Here is a 17,313-nt window from a genome sequence, read left to right on the forward strand (position 1 = left end):
GTGCCACATCGGCAAATATTAGCAGCGTTCGGAGTGAGGTCTGCTGTGACGGAACTGAAGACTGATCTGCTGGTCGTCGGCGGTGGCCTCGGCGGCGTGGCCGCGGCGCTCACCGCGGCGTCGCTGGGCCTGCGCGTCGTCCTCACCGAAGAGACCGACTGGCTCGGCGGGCAGCTCACCGCGCAGTCGGTGCCGTCCGACGAGCACCCGTGGATCGAGACCCCGCACATCTCCGCCGGCTACGCCGACCTGCGCACCCGCATCCGCGACTACTACCGCCGCAACTACCCGCTGACGCCCGAGGCGGTCGCCGACCCCACGCTCAACCCGGGCCTGGGCAACGTCAGCAGGCTCTGCCACGAGCCGCGGGTCGGTGTCGCGGTCATCGACGAGCTGCTGGCCGGCTGGATCTCCGCCGGGCGCATCAGCGTCCGTCACCATCTCGTGCCGGTGGCGGCCGACGTCGACGGCGACCACGTCACCGCCGTCACGTTGCGCGACACCCGCACCGGCGAGACCCTCACCGCCACCGCGCCGCTGATCGTCGACGCCACCGAGCTGGGCGAGCTCCTCGAGCTGGCCGGCGTCGAGCATGTCATCGGGGCCGAGTCGCACCACCAGACCGGCGAGCCGTACGCCGCGCCCGTCGCCGAACCCGCCGACCAGCAGGCCATCACCTGGTGCTTCCCGCTGGAGTACCGGCCGGGCGAAGACCACACCATCGCGGCGCCGGCGTCCTACGATCACTGGAAGACCCACGTCGACCCGTTCTGGCCGGGACCGCAGCTGTCCTGGGAGAAGATCGACATCCACACCATGTCGGGCAAGGTCAACCGCATCTTCGAGGGCGACCTCGACGCCGTCCGGCTGCCCGACCTCTGGCACTTCCGCCGCATCCGGGCCCGCACCCAGTTCCGCCGCGACATCGTCGACACCGACATCTCGCTGGTCAACTGGCCGAACATCGACTACTGGGAGGCGCCGCTGATCGGCCCGGGCATCGACGACGCCGCCCGCGCGACGGCGCTGCGGCGGTGCAAGGAGCTGTCGCTGTCGTACCTGCGCTGGATGCAGACCGAGGCGCCGCGGCCCGACGGCGGCACCGGCTACCCGGGCCTCAGGCTGCGGCCCGACCTCACCGGCACCGACGACGGCCTGGCCAAGTACGCCTACATCCGCGAGGCGCGCCGCATCCAGGCCCGGTTCACCGTGCTCGAGCAGCACGTCGCCGTCGTCGACCGGCCCGACGGCGAGGGTGCGGAGCAGTTCGCCGACGCCGTCGGGGTCGGGCACTACAACATCGACCTCCACCCGAGTGCCGCCGGCGTCAACTACGTCAACCTCGAGACCTACCCGTTCCAGATCCCGCTCGGCGCGCTGCTGCCGGTCCGGGTCCGCAACCTGCTGCCGGCCAACAAGAACATCGGCACCACCCACATCACCAACGGCTGCTACCGGCTGCACCCGGTCGAATGGAGCATCGGCGAGGCGGTCGGCGCACTGGCCGCGCTCTGCCACCGCGAGGGCACCGAGCCGCACGCCGTCGGCGACACGGCGTCGCGCACCGAAGACCTCCAGCGGCTGCTCACCGGCACCGTCGGCGCGCCGGTGCGCTGGCCCGACGACATCCGGCGCACCCGGCCGTCGCAGACGGTGAAGAACGCCACCCCCGTGCTCGCGCTGCCGGAGAAGCGGGTGCCGCATGCCTGAGCCCACCCGTCACGACGTCGTCATCTACGGCGCCACGCTGGCCGGCATCATGGCCGCGCTGCGCCTGAAACTGCGCGGCTACACCAGCCTGGTGCTCGAGCCGACCGGCCACGTCGGCGGCATCGTCGCCGGCGGGCTGGTGAAGTCCGACACCCCGGGCGTCGCGGCGGCGCTGACGGGGCTCACCCAGGAGCGCTTCTTCGCCGGCATCGGCGCCGAGTACGTGGCGGGCGGGCTCGACGACCCGAAGGCGCAGTACCTGTTCGAGCCCAAGGTGGCCGAGCGGGTGGCCTGGCGGCTGCTCCAGGAGGCCGGCGCCACGGTCGTGCTGAACACCCGGCTGCACGACGCCGGCGACGTCGAGGTGCGCGGCGGCCGCATCGCCGCCGTCCGCACCGCCGACGGCTGGCACCGCGCGTCGTTCTTCGTCGACGCGTCCTACGAGGGCGACCTCATGGCGGCGGCGGGCGTGCCCTACGCCGTCGGCCGCGAGCCGGCGTCGCAGTACGGCGAGGCCTACGCGGGGTTCCAGCCGGCCCGGGCGCATCGCATCCAGTCGTTCCGGCCCAACACCGGCTTCCCGGTCGGCCCGGTGCCCGACACCGCGCCCGGCGACGGCGATGCCAAGGTGCAGGCCTACAACTTCCGCGGCGTGCTGACCCGCGAGTCCGATCGCCTGCCGTTCCCGAAGCCCGACGGCTACGACCCCGCGCTGTACACCCATCTGCGCAGCCTGCTCGAGCACCGCGGCATCCCGGGGCTGTCGTCCATCGTCACGCACACCGCCGCGCTGCCGTACGGCAAGTTCCAGACCAACCAGGCGCTGTTCGTCGGTTTCGACCTGCCCGGCGCCAACTGGGACTACCCCGACGGCAGCTGGAAGCGGCGCGACGAGATCATCGCCGAGCAGGTCCGCTGGCACCAGGGCATGCTGTACTTCTTCGCCAACGACCCCGCGCTGCCCGAGACCTTCCGGGCCGACGCCCAGACGTTCGGCCTGCCGCCCGACGAGTTCACCGACAGCCCCTACGGCACCGGCTTCCCGCACGCGCTCTACGTGCGCGAGGCCCGCCGGATGATCGGCGAGCACGTGTTCACCGAGCACGACACCCAGCGGCCGCACCACACCAAGGCCACGGCGGTGTGCTGCTGGCAGTACGGCCTCGACTGCCACGTCGTGCAGTACTACCCCGACGGCGACGACACCATCGTCGGCGAGGGCAGCACTACGGGCAGCTTCCTCAACGCGCCGGCCGACCTCTACCAGCTGCCGGCCGAGAGCCTGTTGCCCGCGCGGGGGAGCATCGAGAACCTCGCCGTGCCCGTCTGCTTCTCCGCCAGCCACGTCGGCATCCTGTCGCCGCGCATGGAGCCGGCCTACGGCATGCTCGGCGAGGCCGCCGGCGAGCTGGCCGCGCAGGCGCTGCGCAGCGGGCGGCCGGCGCAGGAGTACGACTACCAGGCGCTGGCCGCCGCGCTGACCGAGCACGGCACCGTGCTGGAACTGCCCGAGCTCGAGGCGGCGCCATGACCGTCACCGTGGCCACCCCCGGGGTGGAGCTTCCGGCGTTCCAACCGGGACCGCTCGACGCCACGGCCGGGTGGCGCGAGCACCGGGCCGAGGTCCGGTTCACCGTCGACGCCGCGGCCGACCGGGTGCTGCGGCTGGAGTTCGACGCCGGGCACGGCCCCTGCCCCGACCTCCTGGTCGAGCTCGACGGCGTCCACCGCGGCCTGTTCCACCCGGAGGTCGTCCGGGAGGACCGCAGCGAGGTCTACCGCCACGGCCCCATCGCCGGATCCTGTGTGGTGGCGGTCGCCCTGCCGGCGTCCTGGCTGGCGGCGGGCGAGCACGTCCTGGCGCTCACCACGACGCTCGACGCCGATGCCGCCACCGGTCCCGTCGACGTGCCGGCCGATGCGGTGGGCGGCCGGCATCGCGAGCAGTTCGGGCACCACTTCGGCAGCGGCATCACCTGGCGGAGCCTGACCCTCGCGCCCGCGTCGCCGACTCCGCCCGCGTCGCCGCCTCCGCTCGCGACGGCGCGGCTGCGCAGCACCCCGCTCTACCCGCTGACGGGTGGGCAACTGGCCGAGCTGACCGTCGACGTGCCGGCGGGCACGCCGTGGCCGGCGAGCGCGACCGTCACCGTCGGCGGCGAGCCGCAGACGTTCCGGCTGGCGCGCGAGGGCCGCCACTTCGGGCAGGTCCGGGTCCGGTTCCCGGTCGCCGAGCTGACCTCCCCCGCCAGCGCCACTGTCACCGTCGACGACGGCCCGCCCGCCACGTTCACCCTCACGCCGCAGCGCAGGTGGACCGTCCACCTCATCCCGCACGTGCACCTCGACGTCGGCTACACCGACGTCCAGGGCAAGGTGCTCGAGCTGCACAGCCGCAACCTCGACCGCGCCCTCGACGCACTCGACCGCGACGACGCCTTCGCGTTCTCCGTCGACGGCTCGCTGGTGGTCGGGCAGTACCTGGCGACGCGGTCGGAGAAGCGGTCGCAGCGGGTGCTCGAGGCGCTGCGGTCGGGCCGGCTGTCGGTCAACGCCTTCCACAACCTGTTCCTGTCCGGCGTCGCCAGCCTCGAGGAGGTCTACCGCGCGGCCTACCTCGCCGCCCGGCTCCGCGACGACTACGGCGTCCCGATCAGCTACGCGAACCTCACCGACGTCCCGTCGTACAGCGCGGCGGTGCCGTCGATGCTGACGGCTCTGGGCATCGACGCCTTCGTGGGCATCGAGAACCACCACCGCGGCGGCAACGCCGACAGCGACCTCCAGCACCTCGCGAGCCCGGTCCAGTGGGAGGGTGTCGACGGCTCGCGGGTGCTGACGCACTTCTCCGACACCTACTCCCAGCTGCGCTTCATGGCCGGCGACCCGCAGACGGTGGCCGGGGGTGCGCACGCGCTGGTCCGCCTGCTCGACCGGTACGAACGCCCCGACTACCTGCCGCACGACCTCGCCGTCATCGGCACCCACGCCGACAACGAGGACCTCGCCGACGGCGACGCCGCGTTCGCCGCCCGCTGGAACGCCGTCTACGCCTGGCCGCGGGTCGCGGTGTCGACCATGGCCGGCTACCTCGACGCCGTCCGGCCGCTGGCCGACCGCCTGCCGGTCTGGCGCGGCGACGGCGGCAGCTACTGGGAGGACGGCGTCGGCACCGGCGCCGTCGTCATCGCCGAGCATCGGCGGGCGCAGGTCGCGTTGCCGACGGCCGAGGCGCTGGCCGCGCTCGTCGCCCGGGCCGACGACACCTACCGGCCCAACCGCGCGGCGCTCGACACCGCCTGGGACGGCGTGCTCTACGGCAGCGAGCACACGTGGACCTGGTCGCACGCCAACGCGCATCCGCATGGTGAGCAGGTCGGCGACCAACTCGACTGGAAGCGGCACCAGGTGCACACCGGCCTGCGCACCGCGGTCGACGAGACGCGGCGGGCACTGAGCCAGCTCGGCGAACTGGTCACGACCACCGGCCCGACACTGCTCGCGTACAACCCGCTGGGCTGGGCCCGCGACGTCGAGATCGAGGTCGAGGCGCCGGCCGGCACGCTCGACGGCGAGGTGCTCGCCGACTGCAACGGGCTGCTGCGCCACCGCGTCACCGTGCCCGACGTGCCGTCGTTCGGCTACCGGACCGTACCGCTGCGGTCGGCCCGGACCCTGGCACCGGGCGAGGAGGACGGCGCGGCCGCCGGCGGGCCGGACGCCGACGACGCCGGTGGCTGGGCGCCGGTGCCACCGAGCCTGGAGACGTCGCGGTGGCAGGTGGCGTTCGACCCTGCCACCGGCGCGGTGACGACGCTGACCCACCGGCCGACCGGGCGGTCACTGCTCGACGACACCGGGCCCTGGCGGCTCGGCCAGGTGCTCTACGTCCTGAACGGTCCCGACACGCTGACCAGAGGCGACCACGCGCACGAGCCGGCACACTCGGGCACGCCGCACGTGCACCCGCCGGCGCCGCGCAGCACGCTGTCCGGCCGCCGTCCGGTCGCCGATCCGCCCGAGCTGACGATCACCGCCGCGGCCATGCGCCCGGTCGGGCTGCGGCGCACCGCCGACGGCTGGCGGCTGCGCACCGTCGGGTCGGCGCCGAGCCTGCCGAGCATCGAGGCCGACGTCCTGCTGCGCGACCACAGCGACCGCGTCGACGTCACCGTGCGGCTGACCAAGGAACGCGAGCTGGCCAAAGAGTCGGTGTACGTCGCATTCCCGTTCGCCGCCGACGCGCCCCGGTTCCGCTACGACCGCCAGCAGGGCTGGATCGACCCCGCCACCGACCACGCGCCCGGCGCCTGCCACGAGTGGTTCACCACCCAGTACGGCGTCGTGGTCGAGTCCGCGCCCGGCGGGCCGGCCGTCGCCTGGACCAGCGCCGACGCACCGTTGTTCACCGCCGGCGACATCGTCCGCGGCGCCTGGCCGGAACGGTTCGAACCGGCGAGCGGCAGCGTCCTGTCCTGGGTCATGAACAACTACTGGCCCACCAACACGCCGCCCGAGCAGGACGGCGACCTGACCCTGCGGTACGCGTTCACGCCGCTGCCGGCGTTCGACCCCGTCGCGGCCGGGCGGTTCGGCCGCGAGGTCCGTGTGCCGGCCGCGGTCTCCGAGGTCGGGCGGCTCGATAAGTTCGACACCGACCCGCGGCCACTCCCGGCGAGCGGAGCGTCGCTGCTCGATCTCGGGTTGCCCGGCTGGGTGCACGCGACGGTGGCCGAGTCCCGCGACCGTGCCGGGTTGCTGCTGCGGCTGCAGGACCTCTCCGGCGACGGCGGCACGCTCCGGCTTCCGGTCGCGGGTCCCGTCGTACGGTGTCACGCCGACGAACGCGAGGACGCCGCGCTGCCGCTCGACGCCTCCGGCGCGGCGGTCGTCGAACTGCGGCCGTGGCAGGTCGTGTCGGTACTGGTGCGTGGTGGGGAGGGCGGGCGATGAGACGGCGCAGTTTCCTCGGGGCCACGTCGCTGGCGGCCGGAGCTGCCCTGGCCGGCGGCGCGACCACGGCGAACGCGGCCGGTGTCGCGGCCACCACGAGGCCGCCGGCGACCCGCCCTCGCGGCGGCGCGGCCCGGGTCCGGGCCGGCACCTGGGGCGCCGGTGCCTACGGCCTCGACGGCGTCACGTTCGGCGGGCGCACGGGCCGGTTCATCGTCCGCACCAGCGTCGGCGGCACCCATCCGCGGGTCCGGCTGTCCAACGTCGCCGGCACCGAGCCGATCACCGTCGGCCCGGTCCACCTCGGCCTGCACGCCGGCGACGGTGCGGTCGCCGCGGGCACCAACCGGCCGGTGACGTTCGGCGGCGCCACCACCGTCACCATCGCCGCCGGCGCCGTCGTGCTGGGCGACCCCGTCACCCTCACGCTGCCCGACGAAGCCGACCTCGCCGTCAGTGTGTACCTCGCCACCCCGGTCGCCGGCATCACCGGGCACAGCATCGCCGCCCAGCGCTCCTACCTGAGCACCGACGGCGACCACGGGGCCGACGAGCCGGCCGCGGCGTTCGTCACGCCGATCTCGCAGTGGTACCTGATCGACGAGGTGACGGTCGAGACCGGCGCGACCGGCGGCACCGTCGTCTGCCTCGGCGACTCCATCACCGACGGCGTCGGCTCGGTGTCCGGTACCAACCAGCGCTGGCCCGACGTCCTCGCCCGGCGGCTGCTGGCCGCCGGTGGCACGCTCGCCTCCGTCGGCGTCGTCAACGCCGGCATCTCCGGCAACCGCGTGCTCTGGGACGGCGCGTCGCCCAACAGCCAGGCCCGGCTCGAGCGCGACGTCCTGTCGCACCCCGGCGTCCACGCCGTGGTGCTGGTCGAGGGCATCAACGACATCGCCAGCGGCAAGGCCGGCAGCGCCGGCGACCTGCTCGCCGCATACCGCCAGATCGGCGAGCGGCTGGGCCTGCACGGCATCCGGCTCCTCTGCGGCACCGTCACGCCGTGGCTGGGCTCGGCCAGTTACACCGAGGAGAAGGAAGCGATCCGCGAGGCGGTCAACGCCTCGGTCCGGGCCGCCGGCGGCGTCGACTTCGACCTCGCCGTCCGCGACCCGGCGAACCCCAAGCGGCTGCGCGCCGAGTACGACTCCGGCGGCGGCGTGCACCTCACCCCGGCGGGCTACCGGGCCATGGCCGACGCCGTCGACCTCGCCCTGCTCGACCCAGCCCGGACCCCCACGTCAAGCCTGATCGGAGTACGCCCATGAGCGACATGCGTTTCACCAGGAGGCGGTTCCTCGAGGTCACCGGAGGCCTCGCGGCCGTCGTGGCCGCGCCCAGTCTCCTCTCCGCGTGCGGCGGCGACGGCGGCACCACGCCCACCGACGCCGCGTCGGCCAACCGCGCCGTCCGGCTGCCCACCTACACGCCATGGGACCAGGTCGCCCCCGACCTTGCGCCGACGCCCGAGGGTGTCATGGCCGGCTACTACAGCTACCCGACGCCGGTCGACGCGTTCAGCTCGCCGCCGCTGGCGGGCGCCGACCCGGTCGAGATCCTCACCAACATGCTGAACCCGCTGCCACCGGCGCAGGGCGACAACGCGTACTGGCAGGAGCTCAACACCCGGGTCGGCACCGAGCTCAACCTCACCATGACGCCGCAGGCGGAGTACCCGAACAAGCTGGCCACGGTGTTCGCCGGCGGCGAACACCCCGACATCATGCTGATCACGACGACGCTGGCCAACCGCGCCGACGTGCTGACCCGGCTGTGCGCCGACCTCACGGAGTACCTGTCCGGCGACGCCGTGAACGAGTACCCGTTCCTGGCCAACATCCCGGCCGACTCCTGGCCGTCGATGGTCTACAACGGCGGCATCTACGCGCTGCCGATCCCGCGCGCGGCCGTCGGCACCATCTTCTTCTCCCGCGCCGACCTCATCGCCGAGCGCAGCCTCAACGCGGCGCCGGCCAGCTACCAGGAGTTCCGTGAGCTGGCCGAGGGCCTGACCGACCCCGCGAACAACCGGTGGGCGTTCGGTGGCGGCGACGGCAACGGCAAGAACGTCATCACGTTCGTCGGCAACATGCTCGGCGTGCCGAACGCCTGGCGCGAGGAGGGCGGGAAGTTCACCTCCGAGAACGAGACCGAGGAACGCAAGGAGGCCATCGCCCGCACCGCCGAGCTGGTGCAGGCCGGCGTCTTCCACCCCGACGCTCTCGGCGGCAAGCTGCAGGAACGCGAGCTGTTCGGCAACGGCACGCTGGCGTTCCGGTCCGACGGCTACGCCGCCTGGGACATCCTGGCCGACACCTATCCGGTCGAGGTCGGCGCCGTCGCCGCGCCGCTGTTCGACGGCGGCGGGCCGGGTGTCGTCCGGGCCGGCGCCACCAGCTTCGGCTACGCGGCGTTCAAGAAGAACGACCCCGAGCGCATCCAGCAGTTGCTGACACTGTGCAACTGGCTGGCCGCGCCGCTGGGCACCAGCGAGTTCATGTTCCGCAAGTTCGGCATCGAGGGCACCCACTACACCATGGAGGACGGCGCCCCGGTCCGCACCGACCAGGGCAACGTCGAGGTCAAGCTGCCGCTCGAGTACGTCGCCGACTCCCCGCACGTGCTCGGCCCGCGCGACCGCGCCCGGGTCGACGCCCAGCGCGCCTACCAGGAGCAGGCCGTCCCGAACATCGTCCGCAGCGCGGCCGAAGGGGTGTACTCCGAGACGTCGATCAACAAGGGGGGCCAGCTGACGAAGCTCGTCGACGACGGCGCGCTGGAGATCCTCGCCGGTCGCCAGCCGATCGAGTACTGGGACACCGTCGTGGACAACTGGCGCCAGCAGGGCGGCGACCAGATCCGCGGCGAGCTCGAGGCATCGTTCGCCGAGACGCGCTGAGCGGGCGCGGCGACCGGCATGGAGGCAGCATGGCCACAGAGGTAGAGACGACACCGGCGCCGGCCGGCCGGGGCCACCGGCCGCGCCGGCCCCGGTCGCCGGGGGCGGGCCGGCGCCCACGGGCGTCGCGGCGGACGCGGTTCCGCCGCGATCGTTTCCTGCTGCTGCTCGGCCTGCCCGGGCTGCTGGTCGTGCTGCTGTTCAACTACGTGCCGTTGTTCGGCAACGTCATCGCGTTCAAGGACTACCAGCCCTACATCGGCATCTGGGACTCCCCGTGGGTCGGGTTCTCGAACTTCGACGTGATCTTCAACGGCGACCCAGCGTTCGTCAACGCGCTCACGAACACGCTGGTCATCTCGTTCGTGCAGATCGTGTTCGTGTTCCCGGTGCCCATCGCGCTGGCGCTGCTGCTGAACTCGATGCTCAGCGAGCGGCTCAAGCGGGTGGCGCAGTCGATCCTGTACCTGCCGCACTTCATGTCGTGGGTCGTCGTCGTCGCGATCTTCCAGCACATGCTGGGCAACGCCGGCCTGCTGAACAACTTCCTCCGCTCGCACGACTGGGCGACGCTGCCGATCTTCGGCAACCCCGACATGTTCCTCACGCTCATCACGTCTCAGGTGATCTGGAAGGACGCCGGCTGGGGGACGATCATCTTCCTGGCCGCGCTGTCGCGGGTCGACATGGAGCTGTACGAGGCCAGCGCGGTCGACGGCGCGTCGCGCATGCGGCAGCTGTGGCACGTCACGCTGCCCAGCATCCGCGGGGTCATCGTGCTGCTGCTGATCCTCAAACTCGGCGACGTCCTGACCGTCGGCTTCGAGCAGATCATCCTGCAGCGCCAGCAGGTCGGCGCCGACGCGTCCGAGGTCCTCGACACCTACGTCTACTTCAACGGCGTCATCGGCGGTAACTGGGGCGTGTCGGCGGCCGTCGGCCTGATCAAGGGCCTGGTCGGCGTCGTCCTGGTGCTGGGCGCCAACAAGGTCGCGCACCTGCTCGGCGAGAGAGGGGTGTACTCCAAATGACCGACACCATCATCCGCGACGACCGCCGCGGCGGCCGGGCCGGAAGGCCGCGCATGGTCGGCGGCACGCCACGGCCCGGGTTGCCGATCCGCGGGCTCAAGGGCATCGCGCTGCTCATCGCGTGCGCCCTGGTCATCCTGCCGTTCCTCGCCGTCGTGTCGACCAGCCTGGCCGACCAGCAGCAGGTCACCGAGGCCGGCGGCTACGTGCTGTGGCCCGACCGGCCGAACCTCGACGCCTACCGGGCGATCCTGTCCGGTGGCGTGGTCACGCGCGCGCTCCTGGTGTCCGTCGGCATCACGCTGGCCGGCACGGCGCTGTCGCTGACCTGCGTCACGCTGCTCGCATACTCGCTGAGCCGGCCCGGCAGCTACCTGCAGAAGCCGGTGCTGCTGACGGTGCTGTTCACGCTGTTCTTCACCCCGGGCATGATCCCGATGTACCTGACGGTGCGGCAGCTCGGGCTGATCGACTCCTACTGGGCGCTGATCCTGCCGACCATGGTGGGCGCGTTCCAGGTCATCATCATGCGGGCGTTCTTCCAGGAGATCCCCGGCGAGCTGATCGACGCCGCGCGCATCGACGGCGCCAACGAGCTGCAGATCCTCACCCGCATCGTGCTGCCGCTGTCGAAGGCGGTCATGGCGGTGATCGGGCTGTTCAACGCCGTCGCCTACTGGAACGCGTTCTTCAACGCCGTCCTCTACATCAACGACACCGAGAAATGGCCGCTGCAGCTGGTGCTGCGCACCTACGTGGTCGACAACGCCGCGCTCGGCGTCGACACCGCGGACATCGCCGGCACCGTCATGCCGCCGTCGCAGTCGCTGCAGATGGCGATCCTCGTCATCAGCCTGGTCCCCATCGCGCTCGTCTACCCGTTCCTGCAACGCCACTTCGCCAAGGGGATGCTCATCGGCGCCGTCAAGGGCTGACCCTGCCACCACCGTCGCCGTCGTCCCACCGCTCGGACCTGGTCACACCCGCCGTACATCTCCGTCCTCGGCTGGACACGTACCTCGGCCGGCGCGTACCCCCGCGCGCCCGGTCGTCGCCGCACGCCCTCACGAAGGAGTGATCGCCATGAGCACAGGTGACCGCACGATCAGCCGCCGCGGGCTGTCCGCGCTCGGTGTCGCCGGGCTGGCCGCCGCCGGAGGTGCCGCGCTGGCGCCGTCGGCCGCCGCCGCTCCGTCCGCACCGCTGCGCCCGGCGCTGCCCGGCCGGCTGGCGGGCATCGAGACCATCGCCAGCGTCGACGACCTGCGCACGGTGCCGGGCGGGGCCGACGGTACGCAGGTCTACCTGCTCGGCTACTGGGCCGACCTGCCGGGTGTCGGCGGTGGCGCCCTGTTCTGGGACGCCGACGCCACCGAGGCGGACAACGGCGGCACCGTCTTCGCCGTCACCGGCACCGCCACCGGCCGCTGGAGGCGCGAGACGTCGGCGACCCTCGACCTCGCCGACTTCGGCTGGCGCGGCGTCGGCGACGTCGACGACTCCGGTCGCCTCCAGGCCGCCGTCGACGCCCTCCCGCTCGGCGGCGTCATCGAGCACGGGCCCGGCAAGGTGCGCATCGAGTCGACGATCCGCATCGAGCGCTCGCCCATCACCTTCCGCGGCGTCGGCCCCACCGACAGCCTCGACACCGCGACGCAGTTCGTCATCGCCACCGGCGACGCCGACGGCTTCGTGCTGTCCGGCTGCCACGGTGGCGGCTTCCGCGACCTGCAGTTCCAGGGCGAGAACCTCACGGGCGGGTACATGATCCGCACCGAGCGCATCGGCATGGAACAGAACGACGGCAACTACATGGTGACCGTCCAGAACGTCCGGTTCCGGCTCGGCTACAACGGCATCCTGCTGCGCTCGGCCAACACCGTCCGGTTCCTCAACTGCGTCTGGAACGAGTTCCACGGCGAGCAGGTCATCCTGCTCAACGGCGAGTCCGACACCTCGCGCGCCGACCCGGTCGAGTTCGTCGAGTGCGCCATCGCCGCCGGCACCGCGAACCGCGCCACCGACAACGTCGTCATCGACGGCCAGGGCGGGTCGATCAAGTTCATCGGCACCGCCGTGCTCTTCGGCCACCACGGCATCTGGATGCGCAACACCACGGGCACGGGGCTGCCGAAGTTCGTCTACTTCGAGGGCGGCGGGTTCGAGAACGGCCACGGTGTGCCGGTGCTGCTGGAGCAGGGCGCCCAGGCGGTGTTCGCCAACGCCTACATCTCCTCCGACGGCGCCGACGACAACGTCCGCATCCTCGACACCTTCACCGGCATGGCGACGTTCACCGGCTGTGTCGTCCGCGGCGCCGGGCGACACGGCATGGACATCGCGTCGAGCCACGTGACCATCACGGGCAACGTCATCGGCAACAACGCTCGCATGGCGCACGAGAACTTCGCCCGGGCCGTCACCGGGGTGGCCGACAACGGCGCCGGCGGTGTGCGCGTCACCGTCGACGCCGCACACGGCTGGGAGACCGGCGACCGCATCCGGGTCGAGCAGGTCGGCGGAGCCGTGGGGGCGAACGGCACCTGGCCCGTCACGGTGGTCGACGACACCCGCTTCGACCTCGTCGGCGCTGCCCTCGGCGGCTCGTACAGCGGCGGCGGACGGACCATTCGCACCGCCACCGGCATCCACCTGCGCGACACGGCCGAGAAGATCATCGTGACCGGCAACCTGCTCGGGCGGCTCCCCGAGGGCCTGCACCGTCAGGACTACGGTCTGGTCAGTGCCGCCGCCGACGTCGTCATCACCGGGAACGACCTGGTCGGCAACCTCGCCGGGCCGTACCTGCTGACGGGCACGCAGACCACGCAGACGCGCATCATCGGCAACAAGGGCATCGAGCAGCTCGACGGCCGGCTCATCGCCCGGATCGACGGTGCCGTCGCCGACGGCCTCCACGACTTCGCCAACCTGCTCTACCTCGACGGCCAGCGCATCCGCGTCACCCGCGTCACCCGCGTCGTCGGCGCCGGCAGCTGCACGGTCCAGCTGGAAGCCGGCGGTGCCCTGGTCGGGACGGCGCAGGGCGCCACGACGTCGCTGCAGACCATCCAGCTCACCGTCCCGCCCGCCGTCGACGCGGTCAGCGCGCCGAAGCGGGTGCAGGTGCGCGTCGCGGGCGCGAGCGGTGCCCAGGACCTCGAGGTCCAGTTCGGCTACCAGCTGGTCAGCTGACGTTCCCGGCCCGGCTGAGGGGCGATGCCGCCTCAGCCGGGCCGGAGCGCGTCGGCCGCCGCGCCGCGTTTGACGGCGCCGGGCGGGAGACCGACGACGCGTTTGAAGGCGCGGGCGAAGGCCGCCTCGGAGCGGTAGCCGAGTCGCCGGGCGAGTTGAGCGGCCGTCGCCTGCTCGGAGCGCAGCGCGTCCAGCGCGAGGTTCATCCGCCACGTCGTCAGGTACTGCATGACCGGCTCGCCGACGACCTTGGTGAAGCGGTCGGCGAACGCCGAGCGCGACATCGACAGCTCGGCCGCGAGGGCGGCCACCGACCAGTCGCGCTCGGGCTGCTTGTGGATCAGCGAGATCGCCCGGCCGATCTGCTCGTCGTGCAGGGCACCCAGCCAGCCGGTGCGGGCGGCGGGGTCGGTCTCGAGCCATGCCCGGATCGCCTGGATCACCAGGATGTCGCCGAGCCGGGTGATCACCTCCTCGCCGCCGGGGCGCAGGAGCTGCGCCTCGGCCGCCATGAGCCGCAGTGTGCTGTGCATCCACTCCTGCTGCGGCGAGCCGCCGACCTCGACGTGGATGGTCTCGGGGAGGGCCTCGACGAGCTTGCGCGCGGCCGGGTGGTCGAGCCGGACGGCGCCGCAGATCAACGTGGTCGGCTCGCCGCCACCGCCGTGGCGGATCAGCTCGTACCGGTCGCCCACGGCGTCGCGTTCGAGGTCCATGACGTTCGGCGCGGGAGCCCCGGGGGCGCCGAGGATGAGGTGCCCGCGGCCGTGCGGGACCAGCGCCAGCTCGCCGGGGAGCAGCCGCCGCGGCTCGCTGTCCTCGGGCTGCAGCCAGGCCGGGCCCGACGTGACGATGTGGAACCAGATGTGGCCCGGCATCACCGGCATCGTCATGCCCCAGGGCGCGGTCAGCTCGGAACGGCTGTAGAACGCGCCGTTCATGCGCATCTGGTGCAGCGCCTCGCCCAGCGGGTCGGTGGGCGCCCAGTAGTCCGGCGTCGTCGTCATGCCACGAGTATCCGCCTTGCCATGCCCGTAGATCCAGACCGACTGGACGATCGAGCATGAACGTCGGTCGGATAGTCATAGATCCGCCGGATCGGCGCTGCTTGACTGGACGCCAAGTCAAGAACAAGCGCAAAGGGAGACCGAGATGCACACGACCACCACCACCCTCGTCCTCGGCGGCACCGGCAAGACCGGCCGCCGGGTCATCGAGCGCCTGACGGCTCGCGGCGCCGACTTCCGCGTCGGGTCGCGGTCGGCCGAGATCCCGTTCGACTGGACCGACCGCACGACGTGGCCGGCCGCGCTGGCCGGAATCGACCGCGTCTACATCGCGTACTACCCCGACATCGCCATCCCGGGCTCCGCCGACCTGGTCAAGGTGCTGGCCGAGGCCGCCCGCGACGCCGGCGTCCAGCGGCTGGTGCTGCTGTCCGGGCGCGGTGAGGAGGAGGCGGAGGCCACCGAGCGGGTCGTGCAGGCGTCCGGGCTGGAGTGGACGATCGTCCGCTGCTCGTGGTTCAACCAGAACTTCGACGAGGGCTACCTGCTCGACCCGATCCTCGCCGGCGAGGTCGCGCTGCCCGCCGGCGACGTGCCGGAGCCGTTCGTCGACGCCGACGACATCGCGGACGTCGCGGTGGCGGCGCTGACGGAGGACGGCCACGTCGGCGAGGTGTACGAGCTGACCGGCCCGCGGATGCTGACCTTCGCCGAAGCGGTCACCGAGATCGCCAAGGCGACCGGCCGCGAGATCGCCTTCGTCCCCCTCGCGCACGAGGACTACATCGCAGCGCTGGCGGACGCCGACCTGCCGGCCGAGGTCGCATGGCTGGTCGGCTACCTGTTCGGCGAGGTCCTCGACGGCCGCAACGCGCACCTGAGCGACGGCGTCCAGCGCGCACTGGGCCGCGCGCCGAAGGACTTCAGCGACTACGCCCGCGAGGCCGCCGCCCGCGGTGCGTGGAACGCCTGACCAGTCCCGAGACCCCATCCACATCGAGAATGCGAAGGAGACCGGCCATGTCGGACCGACTCGAGACCACGGCCACCGTCATCGCGATCACCGGCAGCGCCCTCATGGCCGGTCTCTGGTTCTTCTGCTCGACCGCTCTGATACCCGCTCTGTCGAACCGGCCGGTGCCCGAGGCGATCGCCGCGATGCAGGAGATCAACGTCGTCATCCTCAACCCGGTCTTCGGGCTGGCGTTCGGCGGGACGGCGCTGCTCTCGCTCGGGCTGGCGATCGCCACGTTCCTCCGCCTGGACCGGCCGGCGTCCGGGCTGCTGCTGGCCGCCGCGATCGTCATCCTCGTCGGCACGTTCGTCGTGACGATGGCGTTCAACGTCCCGCTCAACGACCAGCTCGCCGCCGTCGACCCGGGCAGCACCGCCGGTGCCGAGGTCTGGGACCGCTACCTGTCCCGGTGGACCGCCTGGAACAACGTCCGGCTGGTCAGCTCGACGGCGTCGGTGGTGCTGTTCGCGTCCTACCTGATCCGCCGCTGACCGAACCGCCGCGTCAACCGGGGAGCTCGATGTCGAGCTCCCCGTTGCGCGTGAGCCACTCGACCGCCTCGCGGACCGCCGCCTCCGGCGCGTACCGCGGGGCGTAGCCGAGCAGCCGGCGCGCCTTGTCGACGGACGCGAACTGGCTGCGCGACAGGTGCTCCCAGCTCTGCTCGGCGTACTCCGGCGTGGTGCGGTCGCGGAACTCGTCCCAGCCGACGAACTCCAGCACCGGTTCGCGGCCGAACCAGGACGCCGCGTACCCGGCGAACCCGCGCACCGTCAGCGCCGACGGCGCCGTGACGTGGAACGCCTGGCCGGCCGCGGCGTCGCGCTGCTCGATCGCCAGCTGGAAGCCCTGCGCGACGTCGTCGGCGTGGACGTGGTGCAGCAGCTCCGCCCCGATGCCCGGGACGGCCAGCGGCGCACCCGTCGCGAGCGCCGTCCACACGGTCGGGTCGAGGTTGCCCAGCGGGTTGATCGGGTGCCAGCCCGGCCCGCTGATGTGCCCCGGGTGCAGCGACGTCGTCACCAGCCCGCCACGTGCGGTCTCGTCCAGGAGCAGCCGCGCGATCGCCGCCTTCTGGGTGCCGTACTCGCCGAACGGCACGGTCTCGCTGCCCTCGTACAGCGGGACGGACCGGCTCGGTCCGTGCATCCAGATCGACCCGCAGTGCACCAGATGCGCCACCCGTCCGCGCAGGCCGTCGACCAGCTGGCGGGCGGACTCCTCGGTGAAACAGACGAGGTCGACGACGACGTCCGGCGCGAGGCCGGCGACCCGGCCGGCGAAGGTCCCGGCGCGGTCCTCCGCCTCGCGGTCGACGGTCAGCTGCTCGACCCGCGCCCAGGCCGGATGTTCGGTGTACGGCCGCCGGGTGCCGCGGCTGAGGTTGACGACCTGGTGGCCGGCGGCGACCAGCCGGGGGATCAGGTACGTGCCGACATGCCCGGTTCCACCGATGACGACGATGCGCATGCGGACATCATGGCCGTTTAGGCTCGCGCT

Annotated in this window: 12 protein-coding genes; 10 read left to right on the forward strand and 2 right to left on the reverse strand. The window is 72.4% G+C overall.

Annotated elements, in window-relative coordinates:
- The first annotated feature begins 45 nt into the window (after positions 1–45).
- The 8 genes from DZA62_RS00145 (at position 46) to DZA62_RS00180 (ending at position 13,791) form a co-directional block, all read left to right on the forward strand.
- Positions 46–1,710 carry an FAD-dependent oxidoreductase gene (locus tag DZA62_RS00145; protein ID WP_116946786.1) on the forward strand — a complete coding sequence of 555 codons (1,665 nt, stop codon included), beginning with the start codon at positions 46–48 and terminating at the stop codon, positions 1,708–1,710.
- Positions 1,703–3,241 (forward strand): FAD-dependent oxidoreductase, encoded by a 1,539-nt coding sequence (locus DZA62_RS00150; RefSeq protein WP_116946787.1) that lies wholly within the window; start codon positions 1,703–1,705, stop codon positions 3,239–3,241. The genes DZA62_RS00145 and DZA62_RS00150 overlap by 8 nt, the downstream gene beginning before the upstream one ends.
- Positions 3,238–6,663: a glycoside hydrolase family 38 N-terminal domain-containing protein gene (locus DZA62_RS00155; protein WP_116946788.1), complete on the forward strand. Its 3,426-nt coding sequence runs from the start codon at positions 3,238–3,240 to the stop codon at positions 6,661–6,663. Before DZA62_RS00150 ends, DZA62_RS00155 begins: the two co-directional genes overlap by 4 nt.
- Complete coding sequence (locus DZA62_RS00160) at positions 6,660–7,934, forward strand: SGNH/GDSL hydrolase family protein (protein WP_116946789.1); 1,275 nt, start codon at positions 6,660–6,662, stop codon at positions 7,932–7,934. The genes DZA62_RS00155 and DZA62_RS00160 overlap by 4 nt, the downstream gene beginning before the upstream one ends.
- Positions 7,931–9,565 (forward strand): extracellular solute-binding protein, encoded by a 1,635-nt coding sequence (locus DZA62_RS00165; protein ID WP_116946790.1) that lies wholly within the window; start codon positions 7,931–7,933, stop codon positions 9,563–9,565. Before DZA62_RS00160 ends, DZA62_RS00165 begins: the two co-directional genes overlap by 4 nt.
- 29 nt (positions 9,566–9,594) lie before the next feature.
- Complete coding sequence (locus DZA62_RS00170; protein ID WP_116946791.1) at positions 9,595–10,596, forward strand: ABC transporter permease; 1,002 nt, start codon at positions 9,595–9,597, stop codon at positions 10,594–10,596.
- On the forward strand, positions 10,593–11,531 hold the full coding sequence (locus DZA62_RS00175; protein WP_198663269.1) for a carbohydrate ABC transporter permease: 939 nt from the start codon (positions 10,593–10,595) through the stop codon (positions 11,529–11,531). The genes DZA62_RS00170 and DZA62_RS00175 overlap by 4 nt, the downstream gene beginning before the upstream one ends.
- A gap of 148 nt (positions 11,532–11,679) precedes the next feature.
- Positions 11,680–13,791 carry a hypothetical protein gene (locus DZA62_RS00180; protein ID WP_157987379.1) on the forward strand — a complete coding sequence of 704 codons (2,112 nt, stop codon included), beginning with the start codon at positions 11,680–11,682 and terminating at the stop codon, positions 13,789–13,791.
- A 32-nt stretch (positions 13,792–13,823) separates the two neighbouring features.
- Here DZA62_RS00180 and DZA62_RS00185 read toward each other — a convergent pair whose 3' ends face one another.
- On the reverse strand, positions 13,824–14,798 hold the full coding sequence (locus tag DZA62_RS00185) for an AraC family transcriptional regulator (protein WP_116946793.1): 975 nt from the start codon (positions 14,796–14,798) through the stop codon (positions 13,824–13,826).
- Positions 14,799–14,943: 145 nt separating this feature from the next.
- On the opposite strand from DZA62_RS00185, the gene DZA62_RS00190 reads away from it, so the two are divergent.
- On the forward strand, positions 14,944–15,771 hold the full coding sequence (locus DZA62_RS00190) for an NAD(P)H-binding protein (protein WP_116946794.1): 828 nt from the start codon (positions 14,944–14,946) through the stop codon (positions 15,769–15,771).
- 47 nt (positions 15,772–15,818) lie between these two features.
- The gene (locus DZA62_RS00195; protein ID WP_116946795.1) at positions 15,819–16,304 is read left to right on the forward strand and encodes an anthrone oxygenase family protein; all 486 of its coding nucleotides are present in this window, start codon (positions 15,819–15,821) and stop codon (positions 16,302–16,304) included.
- 13 nt (positions 16,305–16,317) lie between these two features.
- On the opposite strand, the gene DZA62_RS00200 is transcribed toward DZA62_RS00195, so the two are convergent.
- Entirely contained in the window at positions 16,318–17,283 is a 966-nt protein-coding gene (locus DZA62_RS00200) for an NAD-dependent epimerase/dehydratase family protein (protein ID WP_116946796.1), read from the reverse strand.
- Positions 17,284–17,313: the final 30 nt, after the last annotated feature.

Source organism: Jiangella endophytica (assembly GCF_003427025.1).
In the GTDB taxonomy this organism is placed as follows: Bacteria; Actinomycetota; Actinomycetes; order Jiangellales; family Jiangellaceae; genus Jiangella; species Jiangella endophytica.